The following is a 25,350-nucleotide window of genomic DNA, read 5'->3' on the forward strand; positions in this document are numbered from 1 at the left end:
GCGCGAATCGGCCATTTATCTGCCATGACAGCCAACGGCAGGCGACGATCGCCGTGTTTACCCGCCAGCCAGGATGAATGTGCGTGAGGAAATGGTTCAAGAAAGTTACGCCCCGGCGCGAAACCCTGTTGCAGAACCGCTGGCTCCGCCCGGTTGCGCATCGCCTTGCCCATCCTGAAATCTGGCATTTCAACCGCCGCAACGTCGCGCGCGGGGTGGCGCTGGGGCTGTTTGTGGGGTTCATGCTGCCGATCGGCCAGATTGTGGTGGCCGCACTCCTGGCCGCTTCGGCGCGCGGCAATCTGCTGGTCGCCGCGATGGCCACGCTGATTACCAACCCGGTTACCTTTCCGCCGATCTACTATGCGGCCTATCGGACGGGCTTGGTGCTGCTCAGTCCGGTTCTGGCCGAGGGCAGTGCGGCTGCGCCCGTGGCTGCGCAGCAGGCCGGGACGATGCTGGATATGCTGTCCAGCGCCTCGTTGCCGACGATGTTCGGCCTGCTGGTGTTTGCGAGCGTATCGGCTGCTGCCGGGTTTGGCGCGGTGCATCTGGCGTGGCGGTTTTCGCTCTGGCGGCAGTGGCGCCGCCGCGGCAAGCCCGGTCCGGGGCCGGAGGAATCGGTTTGATGGAAGCCCATTCGGCCATTCCCTATTTGCGAGAAGCGCTGATCTTTCTGGCGATTGCCGGGATCGCGGTACCGCTGCTCAGCCGGGTGAAAGTCAGCCCGGTGCTGGGTTACCTGCTGGTTGGCGGGTTGATCGGCCCGTTCGGGCTGGGCCTGCTCGCGGCGGATTACCCGGTGCTGGGCCAGCTGGTCATTGCCGATCTCGACGGCGTGCGCGCGCTGGCCGAGATTGGCGTGGTCTTTCTGATGTTCATGATCGGGCTGGAACTCTCGCTCGATCGCCTGTGGTCGGCGCGGGCGCTCGTGTTCGGGATGGGGTCGCTCCAGATTATCGTCTCGGCAGCGGCGATAGCCTGGATTGCTGCTGCGCTGGGTGCGGATACGCGGTCCGCCCTGATCGTCGGGGCTGCATTCTCGCTCTCTTCCACGGCCATTGTCATGCAGTTGCTGATGCGCGGTCGCCGACAGTCGACGCCGGTCGGCCGGGCTGGCTTTGCGATCCTGCTGATGCAGGATCTGGCCGTTGTGCCGATCCTGTTCATGGTCGGCGTGCTGGCCACACCTGATGGGCCGGGCCTGGCAACGGGACTGGCGCTGGCGTTGGCCAAGGCGGCGCTGGTGATCGTGGGCATCTATGTTGCCGGACGGGTGCTGATCCGCCCCGTGCTGCGTCAGGTGGCGCAGGCCCGCAGCGCGGAGATGTTCACGGCGGCGGTGCTGCTGACGGCGGTCGGCGTTGCCGCACTGACCGCCAATTTCGGGCTGTCGATGGCGCTGGGTGCATTGCTGGCCGGGCTGCTGCTGGCCGAGACCGAATATCGCCACCAGATCGAGGTCGATATCGAGCCGTTCAAGGGCCTGCTGCTGGGCCTGTTCTTCATGTCGGTCGGGATGGGGATCGACTGGCGCAACGTGGTGTCCAACCCGCTGGTGATCGCCGCCACGGTGGCCGGTCTGTGGTTGCTGAAGGCAGTGATTATCGCCGCGCTGGCGCGGGCGTTCGGCCAGCGGCGGTCCGTGGCAGTCGAAGCCGGGTTGCTGCTGGGGCAGGGCGGTGAGTTTGCCTTTATCATCCTGGCCGCCGCGACCGGCCTTGGCCTGATCGCAAGCGATCTGGAACAGCATATCCTGATCGTGGCGGGGGTCAGCATGCTGCTCACCCCGCTGGTCGCCCAGCTCGCCCAGCGCGCCGGACACTATCTGGAACACCGCGACGCCGCGCACGCTGCCCCGGACAGCGACGACAGTTTCCGCGATTGCGCGGGGCACGTCATCATCGCGGGGTTTGGCCGGGTCGGGCAGACGCTGGCGCGCGCGCTGGACGCCGAAGGGCTGGATTATGTGGCGCTGGACGCCGATGCGGCGATGATTGCCAAGCTGCGCGACCGGCAGCAGCCGGTGTTCTATGGCGATGCCTCCCGCGTGGAAATCCTGGCCAAGGCGGGCATTCTGCAAGCCGCAGCGGTGGTCGTCACGATGAACGATCCGGCCGCCGCCAGCCGGATCGTGGCCGAAATCCACCGCCGCTGGCCGATGGTGCCGATCCACGCCCGGGCCAGCGACCCCGCCCATGCCCGCCGCCTGCTTGAACTCGGGGCAACCTATTGCACGCCCGAAACGGTCGAGGCGAGCCTGCAACTGGCCAGCAACGTCCTGCTGCACGCCGGAATGGACGCCGATGTCGTCCAGCGCCGCGTGGCGGAACAGCGATTGGTCGAAACCAACCGGGTTTGATGGTATGCAGATCGAATATTCACTGTTGAGAGGACCCAGGCAATGACCAGCACCGGCCAACCCATCCTTGTTGCGACCGACCTCAGCGCCCGGTCTGACCGGGCCGTCGACCGGGCGGCAGCGCTGGCGCAGCAACTGGGCGTGCGGCTGATCGTGCTGCACGTGATCGAAGCGGGATCGCCGCTTGAAGCCAACCCGGAACGCGTCCAGTCGGCAATCCGGGCCGCACTGCCTGACCCCCGCGCCGATGTCGACATCGTGCCCGCGATCGGGCCTGCACCGACCATGATTGTCGAAGCCGCTGCGTCAGCCGGTTGCGGCCTGATCGTGACGGGAGTGGCGCGGTTCAATCATGTCGGCGATTTTCTGACCGGAACGGCGGTTGACCACATCGTCCGCCACGCCAGCGTGCCGGTGCTGGTGGTCAAGCAGCGCCCGCACGAACCCTATACCTCGATCCTGGTCGCAACCGATTTTTCGCCGTGCTCGCGCCAGGCGCTGCTGACTGCGGCCGCGCTGTTTCCGGATGCGGCGCTGCATCTGGTGCACGCCTATCACGTTGCCTATGAAAGCTGGCACCGGTCGAAGAGTGTCCAGGAGGACGTGACGGCCGAGACCCAGGCAGAACTTGATGCGTTCGTGCAGGACCCGGCCATTCCCGACGCGGTGCGGGCGCGGCTGTCCGCGCGGCTTGGGTACGGCGAATCGCATTCCGTGGTGTGCGATGCGGCTGATCAGGTCGGCGCGAATCTGGTGGTGCTCGGCACGCATGGCCGCAGCGGGTTCATGCCCGCCCTGATCGGCAGCATGGCCGAATCGCTGCTGCGGTGCGTTCCGCTGGACACGCTGATGGTGCGCGCGCCAGTCTGAATGCGGGGGGGGGGGGGCCGTCAGACCTCTGCCAGCCGCCCCCGACGCCGCAACGCCAGCCGCACCTGCTTTTCAGTTTCGATCAGGCCAAAGAACAGCACGCCGATGGCCACGATCAGCACCCCGTCAAACAGCGGCACGGCCTGCGTCCCGAAAATCGCCTGAAGGACGGGCAGATAGGTCATCGCGAACTGCGCCGCCGTGACCGTGATGACCGCCAGCCAGACCGCCGTCGTCCCGCGCAGCGCTTTCAGCGTCAGCGATGTGCCGTAGATGTTGCGGATGAAGAACAGGTGGAAAATCTCGAGCACCACCAGCGTGTTCACGGCCATGGTCTGGGCCAGCGCCAGCGGGTAGCCTTTGGCCACGGCATAAGTGAAAATGCCGAACACCGCGATCACGAACAGGGTCGATACCAGCAGGATGTGCCAGATCAGCTCACCTGACAGCAGCGGTGCTTCGCGCGGGCGGGGCGGGCGCTGCATCGTGCCCGGCTCACTCGGTTCGAACGCCAGCGCGATGCCCAGCGTGGTGGCCGTGATGAGGTTGATCCAGAGGATCTGCACCGCCGTGACCGGCAGGGTCGCCCCGGCAAACAGCGCGATCACGATGGTCAACGCCTCGCCCGCATTGGTCGGCAAAGTCCAGCTGATCACTTTCTTGATGTTGTCATAGACGGTTCGTCCCTCTTGCACCGCAGCCGCGATCGAGGCGAAGTTGTCATCGGCCAGGACCAGTTCGGCCGCTTCCTTGGCCGCTTCGCTGCCGGTCAGCCCCATTGCGGTGCCCGCATCGGCGCGCTTCAGCGCGGGCGCATCGTTCACCCCGTCGCCCGTCATCGCCACGATCAGCCCGCGCGATTGCAGCGCGGTCACCAGCCGCAGCTTGTCAGCCGGGGACGTGCGCGCAAAGACGTCGACCGTCAGGATCGCATCGGCCAGTTCAGCGTCAGACAGCCCGGCCAGATCGGCACCGGTCAGCACTTCGCTGCTGTTGCGCAGCCCGATCCGGGCGGCGATGGCCCTGGCGGTGGCCCCATGATCGCCGGTGATCATCTTTACCCTGATGCCTGCGTCGTGGCAGAGCGCCACGGCCTGCACGGCTTCGGGGCGGGGCGGATCGATCAGGCCGATCAGTCCGATCAGTGTCAGCGTCCCGGCCAGATCCGCCGTCTTCAGCGCCCTGGTTTCCTGCGGCATGGTCCGCGCTGCCACTGCGATCACGCGCTGCCCTTCGCCGGCCAGCGCCTCGATCCAGCCCAGCCAGTACGCGGGATCGACCGGCGTCGCTGCGCCGTCGGGGCCGCGCTGGGTCTGGCACATTGCCAGCACGGCTTCCGGCGCGCCCTTGACATGGACCAGGGCAGGTCCGGCGGGATCGTGGTGCAGCACCGCCATATAGCGCCACTCCGCGTCGAACGGGATGGCATCGGTGCGGGTCAGGCCGCCCAGCGGGTCCGCCGCGTCCGCAGTGAGCTTGCCCGCCAGGGCCAGCAGCGCGCCCTCCATGGGATCGCCTTCGACGCGCCAGTCATCGCCGGACCGGACCAGTGCAGCATCGTTGCAGAGCGTGCTTGCGCGGGCGAACTCCAGCAACACCGGCTGCGCCGCCGGATCGGCGGCCACTCCGCCGGTCGATACCGCTCCCTGCGGGGCATAGCCGCTGCCGTCGACATCGAACCGGCGGTCGGCCGCGACCAGCGCGGTCACCATCATCTCGTTGCGGGTGAGCGTTCCGGTCTTGTCGGTGCAGATCACCGAGACCGAACCCAGCGTCTCGATCGCGGGCAGGCGGCGGACGATGGCATTGCGCCGGGCCATGGCCTGCACGCCCACCGCCAGCGTGATGGTCAGCACCGCCGGCAGGCCTTCCGGGATCGCGGCGACCGACAGCCCGACGACGATCATGAACATCTCGTCAAACGGCAGCTGCCGGACCAGCACGCCGAACGCCAGCAACGCGGCGCTGACCAGCAGGATAAACACCGTCAACCAGCGGGCGAAGGTATCCATTTGCCGGACCAGCGGGGTCGTCAATGTTTCCACTTGTTCCAGCATGCCGCTGATCCGGCCGATCTGGGTGTCGCGGCCCGTGGCCACCACCACCCCGCGCGCCGCGCCCGCGACCAGCAAGGTGCCGCTGAAGGCCATCGATGTCCGGTCGCCCAGCGGGGCAGATTGCGCCACCGGATCGGTTTGTTTGTCGACCGGGACCGATTCCCCGGTCAGGATCGCTTCCTCGACCTTCACGCCGCGCGCTTCGATCAACCGCACGTCGGCCGGAACGCGATCGCCCGCATCAAGCAGGACAGTATCGCCGGGAACCAGTTCGGCCGCGTCGATGGTCTGGCGCTGACCCCCGCGCAGAACCGCCGTGCGCGGCGCCAGCATCGTGCGGATCGCGGCCATCGCGTTTTCCGCGCGGCCTTCCTGGATGAAGCCGATCACCGCATTGGCGACCACAACCGCCAGAATCACGCCGGTGTCAACGACGTGGCCCAGCGCCGCCGTGACGGTCGCGGCGGCCAGCAGCACATAGATCAGGATATTATGGAAATGCCGCAGAAAGCGCATGATCGCGCTTTTCCGCGCAGCCTCCGGCAGCCGGTTGGGGCCGTGTTGCGCCAGTCTGGCGGCGGCTTCACCCGCTTCCAGCCCGTCGCGCCGGGCCTGCAGGGCCGCCAGCACATCCGGCACCGGGACAGCGTGAAAGGTCGGTTTGATCAGTGTGGTCATCGCTCAGTCGGCCTTTGCTGGATCGCGCACGCTGGATTTAGGGCGCGCCGGATGGCGCTGTCAAAGGTTACGCGTGAACGCGGGCGAAGCAACAGCGCCGGTGTGCGCAGGCAGAATTGTGAAATAAAGTTTCCACCCGATGCAACAAATCGCCGTGCGCCTTGTTTGACGTTCGTTGCTCCACGCGAAGTGGATCGTCACGAAGGACTATTTCCCCATGCACTATACCAGCATCCGCCAGACTATCGGGCAGCAGCGTTCGCGTGCCCGACTGGCTCTTGGCTCGGCGTTGAGCGGCACGCTTGCCCTTACGCTTCTGGCAATTCCCGGCACGGCGATGGCTGCCAACGAATGCGGCCCGGCGCCGCTGGTCCCCGGAACGGTGACCTGCACCGTGGCGACCAATCCGAATGCCACCGGCATTACCTATATCAACCCGCCCGCCGACCTGACGGTGGTTCTGGACGACGGCGTGCGGATCGACACGACCGGAGCGCCCGCCAACGGGCTGACCCTGATCGGCACCAATGCCTTCACGGTCAACGGCGGCACCAACACGATCATCACGACCGACGTCGCCGGTGCCCACGGGGCGCTGGTGATGACCACCAACGGGCCGGTTTCGGTCGCGCTGGACCAGATCTCGACGGTCGGTGCCGGTGCCCACGGGGTGGTGGCCAGTTCGGCGGCATCCGGGCCGGTGACGGTCAGGACCAATCGCATCACCACCGTCGGTGCGGGTTCGACCGGCATTCTGGCGCAATCGGGCGGCACGGGCGCAGTGCTGGTCAATTCGGGCACGATCTCGACCGTTGGCGCAGGCTCTGATGGAATCAACGTGCTGTCGACCGGCGGCACGGCGACGGTCAATGCTGGCGCGATCACCACGCTTGGTGCGGGTGCCAATGGCATTGTCGCCAGCGGTGCAAACGGTGCGACTGTAAACTTCACGACCATCAGCACCACTGGCGCGAGTGCCAATGGCGTGCTGATCCCGGCAGTGCTGCTTCCCGGGACGATCGGATCGGCCAATGCGCAGGTCAACGGCGTCAGCGTAACCACGCTGGGCGCCGGTTCGGACGGGGTGCGCGCGATTGCGAGCACCGGCACGGCAACGGTCAACGTTTCGGGCAACATCTCCACCCAGGGCGATGCCAGCCGCGGGATCTATGCCAGCGGTCCGCTGGGCGCCAACGTCAGCAATGGCGGGACGATCACGACCGCGGGCCTTGCCGCCAACGGGGTTGAGGCATTCAGCACCACCGGCCCGGTTGCGGTCACCGTCCGCAACGTCACGACCACCGGCAACGGTTCGCAGGCGGTGCTGGTCAACGCAGCGGCTGGCAATGCCACGGTTGCGGTGAACGGCGCGCTGCGCACCACCGGCACGGCCGCCAATGCCCTGACTGTGAACAGCGGGGCCAACACAGTGGTCAACGTCGGCTCCGGCGCGTCGTTCTCGACCGTGCAGGGCGATTACATCAGGCTCAATTCGGCGGGCACCAGCACGCTGAACACGGCGGCGACCATCGGCAACAACCTGAACGGGTTTGCCCTGGTGGCAACCGGCGGTCCGATCGTGATCAACAACACCGGCAATCTCAGTTCGGATATCGTGCTGACGGCCGGTGCGGATGTGCTCAACAATTCGGGCACCTTCACGGTCGGCCCCAATCCCGATTTCGGGGCTGGTTTCGATTCGTTCAACAATGCCGGACTGGTGATCCTGGCGGGCGGTGCCTCGACAGTGGTCGCACCGGTGTTCACAGGCCTCGAAAGCTTCGGCAACAGCGGCATGATCGACCTGCGCAATGGCCGCGCCGGTGACACGCTGACGCTGCCGGGGTCATATACCGGGGCGGGCGGAACGCTCGGCCTGGATATTACCACGGTCGGCACCGTGACGACTGCCGATCACCTGATCGTCGGCGGAGCCGCTACGGGTTCGACCCTGATCGCGCTCAACCGGCTGGCCGGCAGCGTGCCGATGTTCACCTCCGGGACCATGCTGGTCAATGCCGGTGCTGGCAGTGCGGCGAATGCCTTCAGCCTGGCTGGCGGCAACTTTGATGCCGGGTTCGTGCGTTACGAAGTCGGGTTCGATGCGGCCGGCAACAACTACGTGCTGACCGGTGCGCCCAGCGACACCGCGTTCCGGATGATGAACTACGGTGAAGCCATTCGCAGTCTGTGGCTCAAATCGGCGGATGCCGTATCGGGCCAGCTGCGCGCACGCCGCGACACGCTGTGGTCGCAGGGTGGCGGCGATACGACCGGACGGTTCTGGATGCAGTTCCACGGGTCCAAGGAAAGCCGCGAAGGTCAGCGCAACTTCAACGCGTTCGGCCAGTCACGGCTGACCGATACCGGGTATGACCAGGACTACTTCGGCGGTCAGCTTGGCCTTGATATCAGCGGGTCCAGCAATGAACGCGGTGGTTTCGCACTTGGTCTGACGGGCGGTTACCTCAACTCGTCGCTCAACTTCGCAGGCAGCGCTGACCGCGTGGTCTTCGAAGTCATCAACGCCGGGGTCTATGCCAGCTATTCGTCTGGCAACCTGTTCTTCAACGCGCTGGGCAAATACGATCACTACTGGGCCACGGCCAACACCCCCAGTGCGCAGTTCGAACAGAAGTTCACCGGCAACGTGTACGGCGCGCGGGCGGAACTGGGGCTGCGGTTTGGCAGCGACAGCTTCTTCATCGAACCGGCTGCCAGCATCTCGTATGTCAAGAACGACACGCGCAACCTGACCCCGCTGGGCACCAGCATCGCGTTTGACGATGACGATGGCCTGCGTGGCCGGATCGGTGGCCGGATCGGCACCCAGATCGACATCGGCGGTCCGGTGATGGCGCTCTATGCCGGGGCCAACTATGTCCATGAGTTCAAGGGCCGGGACATCGTTACCTACAGCGGCGGCGGACAGACGCTGACGTACACCAACGATCGCCTGCGCGATTATGGTGAAGCGGTGGTCGGCATGACAATCGCGCAGAATGCAACGGTCAGCGGCTTCCTTGAAGCCAACTACATCCGTTCATTCAGCACGAACGCCGGCCAGCGCAACATCGACGGTGTCGGTGGCCGGGTCGGGATCCGCTTCAAGCTGTAAGGCCTGATGCAGACCTGCACTAAGGGGCATCGCGAGGTTCACTCGCGGTGCCCCTCGGTGTGTAAGGATACGGGCGGCGGGCCGGTCCGGACCTATCCGGCCTTCTTCGCCTTGTGTTCGGCGAGCAGGCGGTCGAGCTCCTCGATCCGCACGCGTTCCGGGGTGCCCTTGGCCAGACCTTTGAGGCGGCACGCCGCCCACAGGCTCTTGCGTTCGGATTCCAGCGCCTTGAGATAGAGATCGGCCATTGTGCATATTCCTGTGCCGGGACGGGCTGGGCCGCCCATACCGCGCAATTGTCCGGTTGGATACGGCGGTGACTGGCCATTGCGGGCAAGCGGTGCTAGGGGCACGGCGCAACCTGGCCGACGGCAGATTACCGGGGCCTGTGCTCCGTTCACCCGCCGTCATGCGCTTGCAGTGCCGGGACGCGTGGTTTGCGCTGATAGTGGCGGTTGTTTTTTCAGTTTCAGGATTGGTGAGTAAAGATTGATGGCGGGATACAAGGAACCGGGTTTCAACGACCGCGTGGCAGCCGCCGCAACGGCGCGCGCCAAGGCGCTGGAGCTGCTCAAGGGCAAGACTCCGCTGGACCCGGCCGTTCAGGCCGAGCGTGCGGCCAAGGCCGCTGAACGCGAAGCCGCGCAGGCCGAAAAGCGCAAGGCCGCCCTGGCTGAGCGCGAGGCGAAGCGCGAAGCGATGATCGCGAAAAAGCAGGCCGAAGCTGAAGCGGCGGCTGCCGTCGCGGCCCAGCCCGCCGTGACCGAGGCTGAGCGCAAGGCGGCCCGCGATGCGCGCTATGCCGCGCGCAAGGCCCGCAAGAAGTAGCGCGGGTCATCGCCGCCACCAACCTGATGGAAGGCCATGACTGGATCGGCACGGCGCACGCGCCGGGCGGTGTGGAACTGCGCCTGATGCAGCGGGATGACGAGTTCACGATCCTGCTGGAACGCAACGAACTGATGAGCACGCGCGCCAGCGCCTCGGAACGCGCACTGGCCACGCTGACCGCTACGCGGCTGGGGCCGCAGACCGCGCCGGAATGGCTGATCGGCGGCTATGGCATGGGCTATACCCTGCGCGCGGCGCTGGCCGTGCTGGGCGACGATGCCGCCGTGACCGTGGCCGAGATCGTGCCCGAAATCATCGACTGGGCGCTCGGGCCGATGCGCGCGCTGACCGCAGGCTGCCTGGATGATCCGCGCGTGCTGCTGGTCAAGCAGGACGTCGCGCTGCTGATCGATTCGGGGCAGGACTGCTATGATGCGATCCTGCTCGACGTCGATAACGGCCCGGACGGACTGGTCCGGCCCGACAATGACGAGCTGTATCACCGCGACGGTCTGCACGCGGCGATGGCGGCGCTGCGCCGGGGCGGGATCCTTGCGATCTGGTCGGCAGAGCCGGACCCGGCCTTTACCGAACGGCTACTCGACGCCGGGTTCGAGGTGGATCAGGTCTCCGCGCTCGAAACCACCAACGATCGCGGCGCTTCCCACGTGATCTGGTTCGCCCAAAAACCCTGAACGCAGGTCTGATCCGGCTTACATCCGGAACACGCCGAAGCTGGGCCGGTCCGGCACCGGGGCCATGCTGCACGCTTCCAGCGCCAGCCCCAGCACGTCGCGGGTCTGGACCGGGTCAATCACCCCGTCATCCCACAGCCGGGCCGTGGCGTAATAGGGGTTGCCCTCGTCCTCATACTTCTGGCGGATCGGGGCCTTGAACGCCTCGGCCTCCTCCGGCGTCCACCGCTCCGCATCGCGGTGGACGGTGGCGAGCACGCTGGCGGCCTGTTCGCCGCCCATCACCGAAATGCGCGCGTTGGGCCAGGTGAACAGGAAGCGCGGGGAATAGGCGCGGCCGCACATCCCGTAATTGCCCGCACCAAAGCTGCCGCCGATCAGCACGGTGATCTTGGGCACTTGTGCAGTGGCAACCGCGGTTACCAGCTTTGCGCCGTGCTTGGCGATCCCTTCGGCCTCATACTTGCCGCCGACCATGAAGCCGCTGATGTTTTGCAGGAACAACAAGGGAATGCCGCGCTGGCAGGCCAGTTCGATGAAGTGCGCGCCCTTTTGCGCGCTTTCGGAAAACAGCACGCCGTTGTTGGCCAGGATCGCGACCGGGTGGCCGTGAACATGGGCAAAGCCGCAGACCAGCGTCGCGCCATACAGCGCCTTGAACTCATGGAATTCGCTGCCATCGACGATCCGCGCGATCACTTCGTGGACGTCATAGGGTGCGCGCACGTCTTCGGGCACGATCGCATAGAGGTCTTCGGCCGGATAGACCGGTGCGCGCGCAGCGATCCGGCCTGAGGCCCCCGCCTTTGCGGGGGGGCAGTGGCTGACGATGTCGCGCACGATGGTCAGCGCGTGTTCGTCGTCGTCGGCCAGATGATCGACCACGCCCGATTTGCGCGCGTGGAGATCGCCCCCGCCGAGCGCCTCGGCGCTGATTTCCTCGCCCGTCGCGGCCTTGACCAGCGGCGGTCCGGCAAGGAAGATCGTGCCCTGTTCCTTCACGATCACCGTTTCGTCGCTCATCGCCGGGACATAGGCTCCGCCCGCGGTGCAGCTGCCCATCACGCTGGCGATCTGGGCGATGCCGCGCGCGCTCATGTTCGCCTGGTTGAAGAAGAACCGGCCAAAGTGGTCGCGGTCGGGGAAGACTTCGGCCTGATTGGGCAGGTTCGCGCCGCCGCTGTCGACCAGATAGATGCAGGGCAGGCGGTTTTCCTGCGCGATTTCCTGCGCACGCAGATGCTTCTTCACCGTCATCGGGAAATAAGTCCCGCCCTTGACCGTCGCGTCGTTGGCAAAGACCATGCACTGGCGGCCCGCCACGCGCCCCACCCCGGTGATGATCCCGGCGCCCGGCACTTCATCGCCGTACATCCCGTTCGCCGCCAGCTGCCCCACTTCAAGGAACGGCGCGCCGGGATCGAGCAGGCGCTCCACCCGCTCACGCGGCAGCAACTTGCCGCGCGCGACGTGGCGTTCGCGGCTGCGTTCATCGCCGCCCAGCGCAGCTTCCGCCACGCGGGCGCGCAAGTCTGCGGCCAGCGCGCGGTTGTGCGCGGCGCGGGCCTGCGCCTCCGGGCTGGTGGGGTCGAGGGCGGATTGCAGGACGGGCGCGGTCATCACCGCGCTCCGATCAGTTCGCGGCCGATCAGCATCCGGCGGATTTCGTTGGTGCCAGCGCCGATGTCCAGCAGCTTGGCATCGCGCAGGAAGCGTTCGACCGGCCAGTCCTTGGTATAGCCCGCGCCGCCCAGCGCCTGCACCGCCTCTCCGGCGGCACGGAACGCGTTTTCAGAGGCGAGCAGGATCGCGCCCGCCGCGTCGAACCGGGTGGTCTGGCCCGCATCGCAGGCCTTGGCCACGGCATAGACATAGGCCCGCGCGGACTGCATCGCGACATACATGTCGGCGATCTTGGCCTGCATCAGCTGGAACGAACCGATTGGCTGGCCGAACTGCTTGCGGTCCCGCACATAGGGGATAACCACGTCGAGACAGGCCTGCATGATCCCGATCTGCATCCCCGCCAGCACGACGCGTTCGTAATCCAGCCCGCTCATCAGCACGCCGACCCCGCCGTGGAGCGGGCCCATGATCTGTTCTTCCGGCACGAAGCAATCGTCGAACACCAGCTCGCAAGTCGGGCTGCCGCGCAGGCCCATCTTGTCGATCTGCTGGCCGATGGAAAAACCGGCCATCCCGCGCTCGATCAGGAACGCGGTGATCCCCCGGCTGCCCGCTTCGGCTGATGACTTGGCATAGACCACCAGCGTATCGGCATACGTCCCATTGGTGATCCAGAACTTCGTGCCGTTGAGGCGATAGCCCCCCGCCACCGCATCGGCGCGCAGCTTCATCGACACGACGTCTGACCCCGCGCCCACTTCGGACATGGCGAGCGAGCCGACGTGCTCGCCCGAAATCAGCTTTGGCAGATACCTGGCCTTCTGCTCCGCGCTGCCCCAGCGGCGGATCTGGTTGACGCAAAGGTTGGAATGCGCGCCATAGGACAGGCCGACCGAGCCGCTCGCCCGGCTGACTTCCTCCACCGCGATCACGTGGTCGAGATAGCCCAGGCCCAGCCCGCCCCATTCTTCCTCGACCGTGATGCCGTGCAGGCCCAGCGCGCCCATCGGCTCCCACAGCTCGCGCGGGAAACGGTCGTTGCGGTCGATTTCTGCCGCCAGCGGCATGATCTGTTCGTCGGCAAAGCGGCCCGCCGCCTCGCGGATCATCAGGGCGCTTTCGGTCAGGCCGAAGTCAAAATCTGGGGTGGCGCGCATGGGGCGGTTCCTTGGTCTGGGTTTCGGTCAGGCAGCGGCGGAGCGCTTCAGCAGGGCCGTGCGCAGGCAACTGCACACGACTTCGCCGCGCTGGTTGATCAGCTCGTGCCGGAAGGTGACGATCCCGGCGTTCGGGCGGGACTTCGATTCCTTCAGTTCCACCACTTCGCTGGTCGCGCGCATCGTATCGCCGATGAACACGGGTTTGGGCATCACCAGCTTGTCATAGCCCAGATTGGCAACCAGCGTGCCCAGCGTGGTGTCGCCCACCGACAGGCCAACCATCAGCGCGAAGGTGAACGTGCCGTTGACGAGGATCTGGCCGAATTCGCTGGCCCGCGCGGCTTCCACATCGATGTGCAGCGGCTGGGGGTTGTGGGTCATGGTGGAGAACAGCAGGTTGTCGGTCTCGGTCACGGTGCGGCGGATTTCATGCTCGATCCGCATCCCCACCTGCCATTCGTCGAAATGCTTTCCGGCCATGTCAGGCGGCTCCTTCTTCGGTTTCAGCTTCGATCCGCGCCAGCAGCGCTTCGACCTGCACTTGCGCGCCCGCGCTGACTTTCAATTCGGTGACGATCCCGTCGAACGGTGCGGTCAGGGTGTGTTCCATCTTCATCGCTTCCAGCGTCAGCAGCTTCTGCCCGCGCGTCACGGCCTCGCCCTCAGCCACGGATACTGCGATGACCTTGCCCGGCATCGGCGCCAGAATTGCCCCGTCGCCCGCCGCCGCGCCGTGGACGCCATCGCGCCGCCACGGTTCCAGCCGCCAGACCTGTCCCTGATCCATCACCAGCGCCGAAGCGGCGGGCTGCTCGGTGCCGTGGCCGGTCAGCGCGATGTCCACCGGCTCCCCGTCCAGCAGGAAGCGTGCGCGCAGTCGGGGTGCGGCGTTGAGCCGGAAGCCGGGCGCGTCGGAGCGCGGGACGAGGGCTTGCGCGGCGTATTCCAGCGCCGCGTCCGAAGGCACGGGCGGCTGCGCCAGTTCATCCCCGTCGCGACCGATCAGGCCGGTATCGACCGTTCCGGCCCGGAACTGCGGATGGGCCAGCGCCTTGACCAGAAACGCCGCATTGGTGCGCACCGGCCAAACGGCGGTGCCGCGCAGCATTGCGTCCAGCCGCTCCACCGCCTGTTCGCGGCTCGCGCCGTGGGCGATGACCTTGGCGATCATCGGGTCGTAGAACGGGGAAACCTCCGCGCCTTCGTAAACCCCGGTGTCGATCCGCCCGCCGTGGGCGGAACCGAACCGCAGCACTTCCAGCCGCCCGATCGAGGGCAGGAACCCGCGCGCTGGGTCTTCGGCATAGAGCCGGGCTTCCATCGCCCAGCCGTTGATCGTCAGGTCATCCTGCCGGCACGGCAGCGGCTCACCCGCCGCGACGCGGAGTTGCCATTCGACCAGATCGACCCCGGTAATCGCCTCGGTCACAGGGTGTTCGACTTGCAGGCGGGTGTTCATTTCCATGAACCAGATGCGGTCGGCGCGCAGGCCTTCGCTGCCGTCGGCGATGAACTCGATGGTGCCTGCGCCCTCATACTGCACCGCCTCGGCCGCGCGCACGGCGGCGGCGCAGACGGCGGCGCGGGTGGCGGCGTCCATGCCGGGGGCGGGGGCTTCCTCGATCACTTTCTGGTGGCGGCGCTGCAGCGAACAGTCGCGCTCGAACAAGTGGACCACGTTGCCATGGGCATCGCCGAACACCTGCACTTCGATGTGACGGGGGGAGAGGATGTATTTCTCGATCAGGACATGATCGTTGCCGAACGAGGCCGCCGCCTCGCGCTGGCACGAGGCGAGCGCATCGGCGAAGTCCTCGGCCCGTTCGACCAGCCGCATCCCTTTGCCGCCGCCGCCCGCGACCGCCTTGATCAGCACCGGATAGCCGATCTGCGCGGCTTCGGCGGCCAGCCGGGCCGGGTCCTGATCTTCGCCCAGATAGCCCGGCGTGGTTGGCACGCCCGCCTGCTGCATCAGCCGCTTGGCCGCGTCCTTCAGGCCCATCGCGGTGATCGAATGTGGCTTCGGCCCGACCCAGATCAGCCCGGCGTCAATCACCGCCTGCGCGAATTCGGCATTTTCGGACAGGAATCCGTAACCGGGATGGACCGCGTCCGCCCCTGCCTCCCGCGCGGCGGCGAGGATTTTCTCGCCGACCAGATAGCTTTCGCGCGCCGGGGCGGGGCCAATGCCTATCGCTCGGTCGGCCATGCGCACGTGCAGCGCCTGCGCATCGGCATCGGAATGGACGGCGATGGTGCGGATGCCCATGGCCCGTGCGGTGCGGATGATCCGGCAGGCGATTTCGCCCCGGTTGGCGATCAGCAATGCGCGTATCATTCCGCTTGGCCCCTTGGTTTCCGTCATCCCGCACCGCGGTTCTTCGTCCGCGTCAGCGCATGGTGATACCGCGCTTGGCCATAATGGAAAAACTGGAATTGCCGGTGAAGTTGTATAGGTTGAACCTATGCTAAGCCGCACCCAGATCAGGCAATTCCTGGCCGTTGTCGATTCCGGCAGCTTCACCCGCGCGGCAAATGCACTGAACATCGCGCAGCCATCGCTGTCGGGCGGGATTGCGGAGCTGGAACGGCAACTCGGCACGCGCCTGTTTGTGCGCGAACGCCGCCGCATTCGCCTGACCCCGGCGGGCAATGCGCTGCTGCCGCTGGCGCGCGGGATCGAGCGCGATTTTCATCTGGCTGAACGGCAGGTCGGCAGCCTCCCGGTCCCTGCGCGCCCGGTGCGGCTGGGGGTGCTGGACACGGTGTCGACCGGCTGGCTGGAACGCGCGGTCGCGGCCTATGCCGGGGAAGAGCCGCTGGAGCTGACCGAGGGGTCGGAGCGCGAACTGTCCGCCGCGCTTGCCAGCGGCAGCATCGATCTGGCGCTGACGCTGGTGGGTGAAGGGGCAGAGGCCTTGCTGGAGGAGGACTATTGCCTGGCCCTGCCGGCATCGCATCCGCTGGCGGGGGAGGCTTGGGTGGAGGCGGCGGACGTCGCCGGAGACACGATGATCGCGCGCCGCGCGTGCGAGGTGCTGGCCGATACCAGCCGGTTTTTCACCCGGCACGGCGTGCGCCCGTTGTTTGCGCTGCGCTCCGCCAACGATGACCGGGTCATGGCGATGGTCCGCGCTGGCCTTGGGGTGACGGTCGCGCCGCGCTCGCTGGGGTGCGGCGGTGTGGCGATGGTCAACATCCGGGGCTTCCGCCCGGTGCGGCGGATCGGGCTGGTGTTTGGTTCCCTTGCCGCGCCGCATCCAGAGGTGCGGGCGGCGCTGGCGGGGGCGGCGGCGGACTAGCCGTTTACTGCGCCAGTTGCCCGGTCAGCGCGCCCAGTTGCCAGGCCGTCAGCGTCTGCATTGCTTCGGCCTGAAGCAGCGCGGCTTCGGCCTCGATACTTTCCCGCTCGGCGTCGAGCACGGCCAGTGTCGGTTTCGCGCCGACTTGTGCTTCCAAGCGTGTCCCGCGCAGGGCCTCGGCGGCGGCGTCGCGGCGCAGGCGCGATGCGGCGACCATCCGGCGGGACGTGGCAAGGCCTTGCCAGGCATCGATCACCATGCCGTCCAATGCCTGATCGGCCTGCCGCAGCCGCGCGGCGCTGGCGTCCACTTCGGCATCGGCGGCGCGGACTTTGGCGGCAACGCGCCCGCCCGCGAACAACGTCCAGCGGCCGCGCACCCCGACGGATACCGAATCCGCCTTGTAACCGGGGAAGAACTGGTCGCGGACGTGGGCGGCTTCGGCAAAGGCACCGACGGTGGGCATCCCCTCAGCCTGCGCGGCGCGTACTCCGGCGCGGGCGACGGCGACGGCGGCTTCGGCCTGCTGGCGCGCCGGGTTGGCGGCGCGGGCCTGTTCCAGCGCCTCGCCCAGCGAGGGCGGGACCGGGGGCAGGTCGGCCAGCGGCGCCAGATCGCCGGGTTGTTTCGTGGTCAGCCGTGCATAAGCAGCCTCGGCCGCGATGCGACGGCCTTGCGCCTGTGCAAAACCGGCGTCGGCCTCAGCCTTGCGGGCGCGGGCCTGCGCCACGTCGGAACTGGCGATCTCACCGGCTTTGAAACGCAGGCCTGACTGCCGCTCCATCTCGGTCAGCGCGGTGACCAGCTGGGCAAAGCGGGCTTCCAGCTTGCGGGTGGTCAGGACGTCGGAATAGGTCGCGACCGCGCGAACGATGGTTTGCAGCCGGGCCTGTTCTGCTCCCAGCCGGGCGATGTCGGTTCCGCCGCGCGCCTGCGCCGTGGCGGCGGCGATCCGGCCCCCGGCATAGAGCGGCATTTCCGCCGTGGCCTGCACGGCCAGCGGGGTGACGTTATCGGCGGTGATGCCAAAGAACCCACCGTTGTCGATCCGCCCCGCGCCGAAACTGCCCTCGACCCGCAGCAGCGGGTTGCCCTCGGCGCGGGCCTGATCCAGCCGTGCTTCGGCAGCGGCCTCTCCGGCCTTGGCTTCGGCCAGCGCGGGGGCGCTGGCCAGTGCATCGGCAATTGTGGTGGCCAGGTCCTGCGCCTGTGCCGCCGGGGCGGACAGGCAGCAGGCCAGGGCCGTGAGTGGCAGGATCAGGCGGCGCATCGGCTGGCGTTCCGCTTACTTGAACGCGTGGCCGGGGCGCACGCCCAGCTTCTTGAACACCATCGCGGCGGGGCAGAACCCGGTGAAGCTGGATTGCAGCAGGTTAAGGCCGGCAAAGATCGTCAGCCCGATCCAGTAGGGGTGGGCGTAAATCGACAGCAGGGCGCTGGCGAGGACGACAAATCCGGCGAAACGCAGCACGGCGGTATCAAGGGTCATGGCATGGTCTCCTGTTACTTGAAGCGCAGCTTGCGGATACCCAGCGCGTGCATCGCCAGCTTTTCGTAAAACGGTTCGCTGGTGCCGCGCCGGACTTTGTGGAGGAAGTACTTCTCAAACCCGATCTTGGCAAAGTGGACCCACTTGCCGCTGGATGACCAGTTGAGGTTGCGCGGCGGGATCTGCGGCTGGGCGACGAACGCCACCCCGCCATCGCCGAAGTCGGCCAGGCAGACCGCGTTCCAGGTGGCTTCCTCGGTCGGCTCCTTGCCGTCCAGTTCCAGCTTCAGGTTGTGGGCGATGGCGCTGACCATCGATTCGATCATGAACCCGGTCTTGGGCACGCCCACCGGCACCGGGGTTGGCCCGACCGGCGGGATCGCGACGCACACGCCCAGCGAGTAGACGTTCTTGAACGTGGGATTGCGCTGGTGCTTGTCAGCCAGAATGAACCCGCGCGGGTTGGTCAGCCCTTCGATCCCATAGACTGCGGGCACGCCCCGGAACGCGGGCAGGATCATCGAATAGCCGAACGGCAGTGAGTGGTTGCCCTTGACCGATCCGTCCTCGGCCACTTCTTCGACGTGGATCGTCCCGCTTTCGACGCTGGTGATGCGGGTGTTGGTGATCCACTTGATGTGGCGGTCACGCAGTTCGCTTTCCAGCAGCGACTTGGTATCGCCGACCCCGTCCAGCCCCAGATGGCCGATATAGGGTTCGGGGCTGATATAGGTCATCGGCACCCGGTCGCGGATCTTGCGGCGGCGCAGTTCGGTGTCGAGGATCAGCGCGAATTCATAGGCCGGGCCATAGCACGATGCGCCCTGCGCCGCGCCGACCACGATCGGGCCGGGATTGGCGCAGAACGCGTCGAATGCGGCGGCAGCGTGGGAAGCGTGATCGGTGCGGCAGATCGACTGGGTGAAGCCGTCCGGTCCCAGCCCCGTGACCTCGTCAAACGCCAGGTCCGGCCCGGTGGCGATCACCAGATAGTCATAGGGCAGCGACGTGCCGTCGTTCAGTTCCACGCGGTTTTCGGTTGGGTGGACGCGCTTGGCCCCGACCGAGGTAAAGCCGATGCCCTTGCGCTGCATGATCGGCGGCAGGTGGACGCGAATCGCATCCGGCTCGCGCCAGCGCACCGCGACCCACGGATTGCTGGGGATGAACCAGTAATCGTCCTGATCATTCACCACGGTCACGGCGGCCTTGCCCTTGACCGCATCGCGGATTTCATAGGCGGCAATCGTGCCGCCCAGCCCTGCGCCAAGAATGATGATCTGGGGCAATGACATGCGTTCTCTCCTGTCGTCTGATCCGTTCAGACAGGGCCTTCGCCGCATGAACGTCGGCAGATTGTGGCGATCAGGCCCCCCTGTATGGCGCTTGACTTATATAAGGCAAATATAATATGAGCAAGCATTAATGTTGCGCCCCCTGATTGCAGCAATGGCTGATTGCAGGGGGATCGATGGAAAGGTGAATCGAATGGCTTTCGGATTTGGCAAGAGCGCCGCGCACCGCGAAGTGACCGCGCAGGAACTGGATACCATGGTCCGTGCGGGCGACGTGGTCGTGGTCGACGTGCGCGAAGTGGATGAATTTGCCAGCGGGCATATCCCCGGCGCGATCAACATGCCGCTCTCCACGTTCCAGCCCTCGAAGCTGCCCGACACCGGCGGCAAATCGCTGGTGCTGAACTGTCTGGGCGGCAAGCGTTCGGCGATGGCACTGGAAAAGTGCGGCGTCGCGCAGGCGGCGGTTGATACGCATCTGGCGGGCGGGTTTGGTGCCTGGCAATCGGCCGGCCTGCCGGTCGAGCGCTAAGACACGCAAATAACAGGGGAATGGCGATGCGGAAGACCTGGTTGGCCCTTGGCGCGGCGGCGCTGGCCCTGACGCTGTCAGGGTGCGGCAGCACCGAGGAAACGGCCCCGGTCGTGCAGGCCCCGGCCGGTCCCCGGCTGGTTCTGGCGGCGGCGGACACGGCCGACTGGCAGGATGTCAGCGCCGAAATCGCCACGGTCGATCAGGCACAGGTGCTGGCCCGGATTCCCGGCATCCTGACCACCCTGACCGTGCGCGCAGGCGACATGGTGACCAAGGGACAGGCGATCGGCCGGATCGTTGACACCCAGCTCGGTTACCAGTCCAGTGCATACGGCGCGCAGGCCGCTGCCGCACAGGCCCAGGCCGTGCAGGCGCAGGCCGATCTGGCGCGGGTGAAGTTCCTCTATCAGAACGGCGTCTATGCCAAGGCGCGGCTGGATCAGGCCGAAGCCGCCGCCGCTGCCGCCAACGCCCAGATTCGCGCGGCGCAGGCACAGCAGGCGGCAGTTGGTGCGGTGGCCGGGCAGGGCGTCGTCACGGCGCCCGCGACTGGCCGCGTGCTGCGCGCCGATGTTCCCGCCGGATCGCCGGTTGCGCCGGGGATGGCGATTGCCGTCATCACCGCCGGGCCGACCATCGTGCGGCTGGAAATGCCCGAATCGCTGGCCGACAAGGTCCACCCCGGATCGCGCGTCATGGCCACTGGCATTGGCACGGGCGGCGGGGTTGGCACTGTCATCAAGCTCTATCCCGCGATCACGGCGGGCAAAGTCACCGCCGATGTGGAAATGCCCGGCATCGACAACCGCCTGATCGGGCGGCGCGTGGCGGCCAAAGTCGAAACCGGCACGCGCAAGGCACTGCTGGTTCCGGCGACTTATATCTCCAGCCGGTACGGGATCGATTATGTCACCGTGCTGGCCAAGGATGGCAGCGCAGCCGACGTGCCGGTGCAAACCGGTCCTTCGCTTGAGGCGGGCAAAGTCGAAATCCTGTCCGGCGCGGCGGCGGGCGATACGCTGGTTGCGCCTGCCAAGGGTAAAGCCCAATGAACCTTGGGATTTCCGGCAAGCTGACGCGGGCGACGATCCAGTCCCCGCTGACCCCGCTGATGCTGCTCGCGGCGATGATCGTCGGCCTGATCGCGACGATTACCATCCCGCGTGAGGAAGAGCCGCAGATCAAGGTGCCGATGGTGGACATCATGGTCCAGGCACCGGGCCTGTCCGCGCCCGAAACGGTTGAACTGGTGGCCAAGCCACTGGAAACCATCGTCAAAAGCGTCGACGGGGTAGAGCATGTCTATACCCAGGCGCAGGACAACGGCGCGATGGTCACCGCGCGCTTTCTGGTCGGCTCCAACCCGGAAGACGCCGCGATCCGCATCAATGAAAAGATCGAGGCCAACAAGCACCGCATCCCGGTGGGCATTCCCGCGCCGCAAGTGACGGTGCGCGGGATCAGCGATGTCCCCATCGTGGTGCTGACCCTGACCCCCAAGCCCGGCGCGGCGGGCAGCTGGAACGATCAGGCGCTGGCCGAACTGGCGGGCAAGCTGCGGACCGAAATTGCCAAAGTCGATGACATCGGCCTGACTTTCCTGACCGGCGGGCAGCGCATGGCGCTGCGCGTGGTGCCGGATCCGGCCAAGCTGGCGCTGTACCGCGTGCCGCTGGGCAACCTGATCGAAGCGGTCAGCCAGGCGAACCGCGCCTTTCCGGCCGGAACCGTGCGCGAAGGCGGGCAGGCGGCGCTGGTCGTCGCCGGGCAGACGCTGCGCGACGCGCAGGAACTGGCCGGATTGACCGTGCGTTCAGTCGGCGGCGCGCCGGTGCTGCTGTCAGACGTTGCGCGGGTGGAGCAAGCCGCGACGCAGGATCAGGCCCGCGCCTGGCGCTGGGCGAAAGACGCGGATGGTAAATGGACGATGGCCCCCGCCGTCAGCATTGCCATCGCCAAGCGCGCCGGGGCCAACGCGGTGACCGTATCGGAAAGTGTGGTCCACCGCGTCGAGACGCTGAAGGGGCGGCTGATTCCCGCCAGCGTCGATGTGGCGGTAACCCGCAACTATGGCGAAAGCGCCAACGAAAAGGCGAACGAGCTGATCTTCCACCTCGCGCTGGCGACGATTTCCATCGTTGCGCTGATTGGCTTTGCCATCGGCTGGCGCGAAGCTGGGGTGACCGCCATCGTCATCCCGACCACGATCATGCTGACGATGTTCGCATCGAACGTGATGGGCTTTACCATCAACCGCGTCAGCCTGTTCGCGCTGATCTTTTCGATCGGCATTCTGGTCGACGACGCGATCGTGATGATCGAGAATATCGCCCGCCACTGGGCCATGTCTGATGTCGGGACCGAAGGGGGCCGCACCCGGATTGACGCCGCGGTCGAAGCGGTGGCCGAAGTCGGCAACCCCACGATCATCGCCACGCTCACCGTGGTCGCCGCGCTGTTGCCGATGCTGTTCGTGTCCGGCCTGATGGGACCATACATGGCGCCGATCCCGATCAACGCGTCGGCGGCGATGATCTTTTCATTCTTCGTCGCGGTGATCATCGCGCCCTGGCTGATGATCCGCTTTGCCCGCAAGGCGGTCGCCGGTGAGGGCCACGGGCATGACGACCACGGCGGCAAGCTGGGCACGCTGTACCGGCACTATGCCAGCAAAGTGATCGCCACTCCGCAGAGCGCCAAGCGCTTTCTGATCGCGGTCGGCGTGGCAACGCTGGTGGCCTGCTCGATGTTCTATTTCAAGGCGGTGACGGTGAAGCTGCTGCCGTTCGACAACAAGAGCGAGGTCCAGCTGGTCGCCGACCTGCCCGAAGGCACCAGCCTGGAAGGCACCGCGCGGGTGCTGGAACAGGCAGCCACGATCACCCGGACCATACCCGAAGTGGTGTCGATGGAAGCCTATGTCGGCGCGTCCGCCCCGTTCAATTTCAACGGGCTGGTGCGGCATTACTTCCTGCGTTCGCAGCCCGAAATGGGCGATCTGATGGTGACCTTGCTGCCCAAGGGTGACCGGTCGCGCTCCAGCCACGACGTGGCGGTGGACCTGCGCGAAAAGTTGAAGGCCATTGCGCTTCCGGCGGGCGGTTCGCTGAAAGTTGTCGAAACCCCGCCCGGGCCGCCAGTGATGGCGACGCTGCTGGCCGAAATCTATGGTCCGGACGAAGCGACCCGGCGCAAGACGGCGGAGCAGGTGGAGCAGATTTTCAAGTCGATTCCCTATATCGTCGATGTCGACAACAGCTTTGGCCAGCCGCGCCCGACGCTGAAGCTGATCCCGGACCGGGCCAAGCTGGACCATTACGACCTGTCCGAACGCCAGCTGTTTGACAGCATCGGTGCGCTGATGGGCACGCAAGTCGTCGGCTATGCCGCGCGCGGCGCGGACCGCGATCCGCTGCCGATCGAACTGGCGCTCGACCAGTCGCAGCGCAACTGGTCGGCCGCGCTGGCGGCAACGCCGGTGGCGGTGACGCCGTCGGGCCAGCTGATCCAGCTGGGCGAACTCGTCACCGCGCGGATGGAACCGGGCGGGCAGGCGATCTTCCGCCGCGACGGGCGCGGGGCGGCGATGGTGACGGCGGAACTGGCCGGTCGCTATGAAGCGCCGATCTATGGCATGATGGCGGTGGGCGATGCGGTCGACGCGTTCGACTGGGCGGGCAAGGGGCTGCAAAAGCCCGAAATGCTGCTCAACGGCCAGCCGGATGATGAAAGCCGCGTGTCGCTGCTGTGGGACGGCGAATGGGAAATTACCTGGGTGACGTTCCGCGATATGGGCGCGGCCTTCATGGTGGCCCTGCTGGGCATCTATGTGCTGGTTGTGGGCCAGTTTCGCAGCTTCACGATCCCCTTGGTGATCCTCACCCCGGTGCCGTTGACGCTGGTCGGCATCGTGATCGGCCACATCCTGTTCAATGCGCCGTTCACCGCAACCTCGATGATCGGGTTCATCGCGCTGGCCGGGATCATCGTGCGCAACTCGATCCTGCTGGTCGATTTCATCAACCACACCCGCAGCGCGGACAAGTCCCTGCGCGAAACCCTGCTGGAAGCCGGGATGATCCGGTTCCGCCCGATCGTGCTGACGGCGGCGGCGGCGATGATCGGCGCGGCGGTGATCCTGACCGACCCGATCTTCCAGGGGCTGGCAATCTCGCTGCTGTTCGGGCTGATGTCATCAACCCTGCTGACCGTGCTGGTCATCCCGGCGATCTACATCGTGCTGCGCGATGATGGGAAACCGCTGGCGGAGGCGTGACCAACAGCGCTCAGGCGTGTTCCTGGGCCTGGGCAATCGGCGCGCCGGTGCGGCGCACTGCCACGATCAGCACCCCCAGCAGCGCAATCGCGGACCCGGCGATCATGCGTCCGTCCAGCTGATCGCCGGTGATCATCACCCCCAGCGCGATTGTCGCCAGCGGGGTAATCAGCGTCAGCGGGGCGAGCAGGTTTGCCTCATACCGCGCGATCAGCCCGTAATAAGCGGTATGGGCGATCACCGACACGATCAGCGCGGAAAACAGCAGCGCGGCCACGAACGGCCAGCCTGCCGCCAGCGCGGTCTGCCATTGCCCGGTTTCGAACAGCGCAGTCGCCAGCGTCAGCGGAATGCAGGCGGTCAGCGCGACCCAGGCCTGAAACCGCATCGGGGCGATTTCCTCGGTCTGCTTCATCAGGATTGCCCCCAGGGAGCCTGAAAACGCCGCGCCCAGCACGAACACCAGCCCGGCGGACAGCGCCAGACCCGGCCGCCAGACCACGATCAGCACGCCCACCAGCGTCAGCGCAATGCCCAGCCCGCGCCGCCAGTGGATCCGTTCGCCCAGCAGCATGATCGACAACAGCGTGGTGATCGGCACCCCGGCCTGGATCACCACCGCCGCCGCCGACGGCGAAGCCGTTTGCAGGCCGATGAACAGCAGCGCGAAATTGCCGGCCCCCATCAGCAGGCCGATCAGCACGATCCGCCAGAGCGGGCGCGGCACGGGGCGCAGCCACGGCAACGTGACCGCCAGCACCAGCGCAAACCGGATCGCGGCGAAGAACAGCGGCGGAATCTGCCAGTCGCCGACCACGACCTTGCTCACCACGTTGCTGGCCGCCCAGATCAGGCAGATGACAGTCAGCAGGCCAAAGTCGCGCGGGTTCATGGCCCCTTATGTGTCGCAGGGCGGACGGTTTGGCCAGAGCCAACCCGGCCACGCTCGTCAGCTTTTCAAGCGGGGTGGCGACCCGCAAATCCAGCGCTGGCCAGCCGCGCAGGCTGGACTTGCCCCGGCGATGCCGTCAGGCTGGCCGTTCAATTGATTGCCGG

General features: G+C 66.6%; 20 protein-coding genes. 10 read left to right on the forward strand and 10 right to left on the reverse strand.

What is annotated here, in order from left to right; all coding sequences use genetic code 11:
• Positions 1-83 precede the first annotated feature (83 nt).
• Genes Q8Q53_RS04950 through Q8Q53_RS04960 form a run of 3 tightly spaced genes read left to right on the forward strand, consistent with a single transcriptional unit; the run spans position 84 to position 3,232 of the window.
• Positions 84-629, forward strand: coding sequence for a DUF2062 domain-containing protein (locus Q8Q53_RS04950; protein ID WP_305700637.1), 546 nt, complete (start codon positions 84-86; stop codon positions 627-629).
• Positions 629-2,362 carry a cation:proton antiporter gene (locus Q8Q53_RS04955; protein ID WP_305700638.1) on the forward strand — a complete coding sequence of 578 codons (1,734 nt, stop codon included), beginning with the start codon at positions 629-631 and terminating at the stop codon, positions 2,360-2,362. Before Q8Q53_RS04950 ends, Q8Q53_RS04955 begins: the two co-directional genes overlap by 1 nt.
• Before the next feature lie 42 nt (positions 2,363-2,404).
• Positions 2,405-3,232, forward strand: a complete 828-nt coding sequence (locus Q8Q53_RS04960; RefSeq protein WP_305700639.1) for a universal stress protein — start codon at positions 2,405-2,407, stop codon at positions 3,230-3,232.
• A 20-nt stretch (positions 3,233-3,252) separates the two neighbouring features.
• Here Q8Q53_RS04960 and Q8Q53_RS04965 read toward each other — a convergent pair whose 3' ends face one another.
• Positions 3,253-5,967, reverse strand: a complete 2,715-nt coding sequence (locus tag Q8Q53_RS04965) for an HAD-IC family P-type ATPase (RefSeq protein ID WP_305700640.1) — start codon at positions 5,965-5,967, stop codon at positions 3,253-3,255.
• A 217-nt stretch (positions 5,968-6,184) separates the two neighbouring features.
• On the opposite strand from Q8Q53_RS04965, the gene Q8Q53_RS04970 reads away from it, so the two are divergent.
• A complete protein-coding gene (locus Q8Q53_RS04970; RefSeq protein WP_305700641.1) occupies positions 6,185-9,085 on the forward strand; it encodes an autotransporter domain-containing protein in 2,901 nt (966 codons plus the stop codon).
• A 92-nt stretch (positions 9,086-9,177) separates the two neighbouring features.
• Here Q8Q53_RS04970 and Q8Q53_RS04975 read toward each other — a convergent pair whose 3' ends face one another.
• Positions 9,178-9,333 (reverse strand): hypothetical protein, encoded by a 156-nt coding sequence (locus tag Q8Q53_RS04975; protein WP_305700642.1) that lies wholly within the window; start codon positions 9,331-9,333, stop codon positions 9,178-9,180.
• Positions 9,334-9,577: 244 nt separating this feature from the next.
• On the opposite strand from Q8Q53_RS04975, the gene Q8Q53_RS04980 reads away from it, so the two are divergent.
• Together Q8Q53_RS04980 and Q8Q53_RS04985 are read left to right on the forward strand one after the other, a co-directional pair.
• Positions 9,578-9,913, forward strand: coding sequence for a DUF6481 family protein (locus Q8Q53_RS04980; protein WP_305700643.1), 336 nt, complete (start codon positions 9,578-9,580; stop codon positions 9,911-9,913).
• A 26-nt stretch (positions 9,914-9,939) separates the two neighbouring features.
• On the forward strand, positions 9,940-10,611 hold the full coding sequence (locus tag Q8Q53_RS04985) for a spermidine synthase (RefSeq protein WP_305700644.1): 672 nt from the start codon (positions 9,940-9,942) through the stop codon (positions 10,609-10,611).
• An 18-nt stretch (positions 10,612-10,629) separates the two neighbouring features.
• Here the strand turns inward: Q8Q53_RS04985 and Q8Q53_RS04990 are convergent, their stop codons facing one another.
• From Q8Q53_RS04990 to Q8Q53_RS05005, 4 genes are read right to left on the reverse strand one after another with little or no spacing between them, the layout of a single operon-like run.
• Entirely contained in the window at positions 10,630-12,231 is a 1,602-nt protein-coding gene (locus tag Q8Q53_RS04990; RefSeq protein ID WP_305700645.1) for a carboxyl transferase domain-containing protein, read from the reverse strand.
• Positions 12,231-13,394 (reverse strand): isovaleryl-CoA dehydrogenase, encoded by a 1,164-nt coding sequence (locus Q8Q53_RS04995; RefSeq protein WP_305700646.1) that lies wholly within the window; start codon positions 13,392-13,394, stop codon positions 12,231-12,233. Before Q8Q53_RS04995 ends, Q8Q53_RS04990 begins: the two co-directional genes overlap by 1 nt.
• A 27-nt stretch (positions 13,395-13,421) precedes the next feature.
• Entirely contained in the window at positions 13,422-13,877 is a 456-nt protein-coding gene (locus Q8Q53_RS05000; RefSeq protein ID WP_305700647.1) for a MaoC family dehydratase, read from the reverse strand.
• Position 13,878: 1 nt separating this feature from the next.
• Entirely contained in the window at positions 13,879-15,735 is a 1,857-nt protein-coding gene (locus tag Q8Q53_RS05005) for a biotin carboxylase N-terminal domain-containing protein (RefSeq protein ID WP_305700648.1), read from the reverse strand.
• Positions 15,736-15,862: 127 nt separating this feature from the next.
• Here Q8Q53_RS05005 and Q8Q53_RS05010 point away from each other — a divergent pair, with 127 nt between their 5' ends.
• Complete coding sequence (locus tag Q8Q53_RS05010) at positions 15,863-16,699, forward strand: LysR family transcriptional regulator (protein ID WP_305700649.1); 837 nt, start codon at positions 15,863-15,865, stop codon at positions 16,697-16,699.
• A gap of 4 nt (positions 16,700-16,703) precedes the next feature.
• Here the strand turns inward: Q8Q53_RS05010 and Q8Q53_RS05015 are convergent, their stop codons facing one another.
• The 3 genes from Q8Q53_RS05015 to Q8Q53_RS05025 are packed head-to-tail and all read right to left on the reverse strand — an operon-like array spanning position 16,704 to position 19,483.
• Complete coding sequence (locus Q8Q53_RS05015; protein WP_305700650.1) at positions 16,704-17,969, reverse strand: TolC family protein; 1,266 nt, start codon at positions 17,967-17,969, stop codon at positions 16,704-16,706.
• Between the two features lie 15 nt (positions 17,970-17,984).
• Positions 17,985-18,188 carry a DUF2892 domain-containing protein gene (locus tag Q8Q53_RS05020; protein WP_305700651.1) on the reverse strand — a complete coding sequence of 68 codons (204 nt, stop codon included), beginning with the start codon at positions 18,186-18,188 and terminating at the stop codon, positions 17,985-17,987.
• Between the two features lie 14 nt (positions 18,189-18,202).
• Positions 18,203-19,483, reverse strand: a complete 1,281-nt coding sequence (locus Q8Q53_RS05025; protein ID WP_305700652.1) for an NAD(P)/FAD-dependent oxidoreductase — start codon at positions 19,481-19,483, stop codon at positions 18,203-18,205.
• Positions 19,484-19,676: 193 nt separating this feature from the next.
• On the opposite strand from Q8Q53_RS05025, the gene Q8Q53_RS05030 reads away from it, so the two are divergent.
• The 3 genes from Q8Q53_RS05030 to Q8Q53_RS05040 are packed head-to-tail and all read left to right on the forward strand — an operon-like array spanning position 19,677 to position 24,294.
• Entirely contained in the window at positions 19,677-20,015 is a 339-nt protein-coding gene (locus tag Q8Q53_RS05030) for a rhodanese-like domain-containing protein (RefSeq protein ID WP_305700653.1), read from the forward strand.
• A 26-nt stretch (positions 20,016-20,041) separates the two neighbouring features.
• Positions 20,042-21,070, forward strand: a complete 1,029-nt coding sequence (locus Q8Q53_RS05035; RefSeq protein ID WP_371136509.1) for an efflux RND transporter periplasmic adaptor subunit — start codon at positions 20,042-20,044, stop codon at positions 21,068-21,070.
• Positions 21,067-24,294: an efflux RND transporter permease subunit gene (locus Q8Q53_RS05040; protein WP_305700655.1), complete on the forward strand. Its 3,228-nt coding sequence runs from the start codon at positions 21,067-21,069 to the stop codon at positions 24,292-24,294. The genes Q8Q53_RS05035 and Q8Q53_RS05040 overlap by 4 nt, the downstream gene beginning before the upstream one ends.
• Positions 24,295-24,304: 10 nt before the next feature.
• Here Q8Q53_RS05040 and Q8Q53_RS05045 read toward each other — a convergent pair whose 3' ends face one another.
• A complete protein-coding gene (locus tag Q8Q53_RS05045; protein WP_305700656.1) occupies positions 24,305-25,186 on the reverse strand; it encodes a DMT family transporter in 882 nt (293 codons plus the stop codon).
• Between the last annotated feature and the right edge of the window lie 164 nt (positions 25,187-25,350).

The organism is Novosphingobium sp. (assembly GCF_030699305.1).
In the GTDB taxonomy this organism is placed as follows: domain Bacteria; phylum Pseudomonadota; class Alphaproteobacteria; order Sphingomonadales; family Sphingomonadaceae; genus Novosphingobium.

Excerpts from the sequence above, each read along its gene's own strand:
- Q8Q53_RS04990 (WP_305700645.1), bottom strand. The coding sequence starts at position 12,231 with ATGACCGCGCCCGTCCTGCAATCCGCCCTCGACCCCACCAGCCCGGAG.
- Q8Q53_RS05015 (WP_305700650.1), bottom strand. The coding sequence starts at position 17,969 with ATGCGCCGCCTGATCCTGCCACTCACGGCCCTGGCCTGCTGCCTGTCC.
- Q8Q53_RS04980 (WP_305700643.1), top strand. The coding sequence starts at position 9,578 with ATGGCGGGATACAAGGAACCGGGTTTCAACGACCGCGTGGCAGCCGCC.
- Q8Q53_RS05020 (WP_305700651.1), bottom strand. The coding sequence starts at position 18,188 with ATGACCCTTGATACCGCCGTGCTGCGTTTCGCCGGATTTGTCGTCCTC.
- Q8Q53_RS05000 (WP_305700647.1), bottom strand. The coding sequence starts at position 13,877 with ATGGCCGGAAAGCATTTCGACGAATGGCAGGTGGGGATGCGGATCGAG.
- Q8Q53_RS05040 (WP_305700655.1), top strand. The coding sequence starts at position 21,067 with ATGAACCTTGGGATTTCCGGCAAGCTGACGCGGGCGACGATCCAGTCC.
- Q8Q53_RS05030 (WP_305700653.1), top strand. The coding sequence starts at position 19,677 with ATGGCTTTCGGATTTGGCAAGAGCGCCGCGCACCGCGAAGTGACCGCG.
- Q8Q53_RS04975 (WP_305700642.1), bottom strand. The coding sequence starts at position 9,333 with ATGGCCGATCTCTATCTCAAGGCGCTGGAATCCGAACGCAAGAGCCTG.
- Q8Q53_RS05045 (WP_305700656.1), bottom strand. The coding sequence starts at position 25,186 with ATGAACCCGCGCGACTTTGGCCTGCTGACTGTCATCTGCCTGATCTGG.
- Q8Q53_RS04965 (WP_305700640.1), bottom strand. The coding sequence starts at position 5,967 with ATGACCACACTGATCAAACCGACCTTTCACGCTGTCCCGGTGCCGGAT.
- Q8Q53_RS04955 (WP_305700638.1), top strand. The coding sequence starts at position 629 with ATGGAAGCCCATTCGGCCATTCCCTATTTGCGAGAAGCGCTGATCTTT.
- Q8Q53_RS05035 (WP_371136509.1), top strand. The coding sequence starts at position 20,042 with ATGCGGAAGACCTGGTTGGCCCTTGGCGCGGCGGCGCTGGCCCTGACG.
- Q8Q53_RS05010 (WP_305700649.1), top strand. The coding sequence starts at position 15,863 with ATGCTAAGCCGCACCCAGATCAGGCAATTCCTGGCCGTTGTCGATTCC.
- Q8Q53_RS05025 (WP_305700652.1), bottom strand. The coding sequence starts at position 19,483 with ATGTCATTGCCCCAGATCATCATTCTTGGCGCAGGGCTGGGCGGCACG.
- Q8Q53_RS04960 (WP_305700639.1), top strand. The coding sequence starts at position 2,405 with ATGACCAGCACCGGCCAACCCATCCTTGTTGCGACCGACCTCAGCGCC.
- Q8Q53_RS05005 (WP_305700648.1), bottom strand. The coding sequence starts at position 15,735 with ATGATACGCGCATTGCTGATCGCCAACCGGGGCGAAATCGCCTGCCGG.
- Q8Q53_RS04985 (WP_305700644.1), top strand. The coding sequence starts at position 9,940 with ATGGAAGGCCATGACTGGATCGGCACGGCGCACGCGCCGGGCGGTGTG.
- Q8Q53_RS04995 (WP_305700646.1), bottom strand. The coding sequence starts at position 13,394 with ATGCGCGCCACCCCAGATTTTGACTTCGGCCTGACCGAAAGCGCCCTG.
- Q8Q53_RS04970 (WP_305700641.1), top strand. The coding sequence starts at position 6,185 with ATGCACTATACCAGCATCCGCCAGACTATCGGGCAGCAGCGTTCGCGT.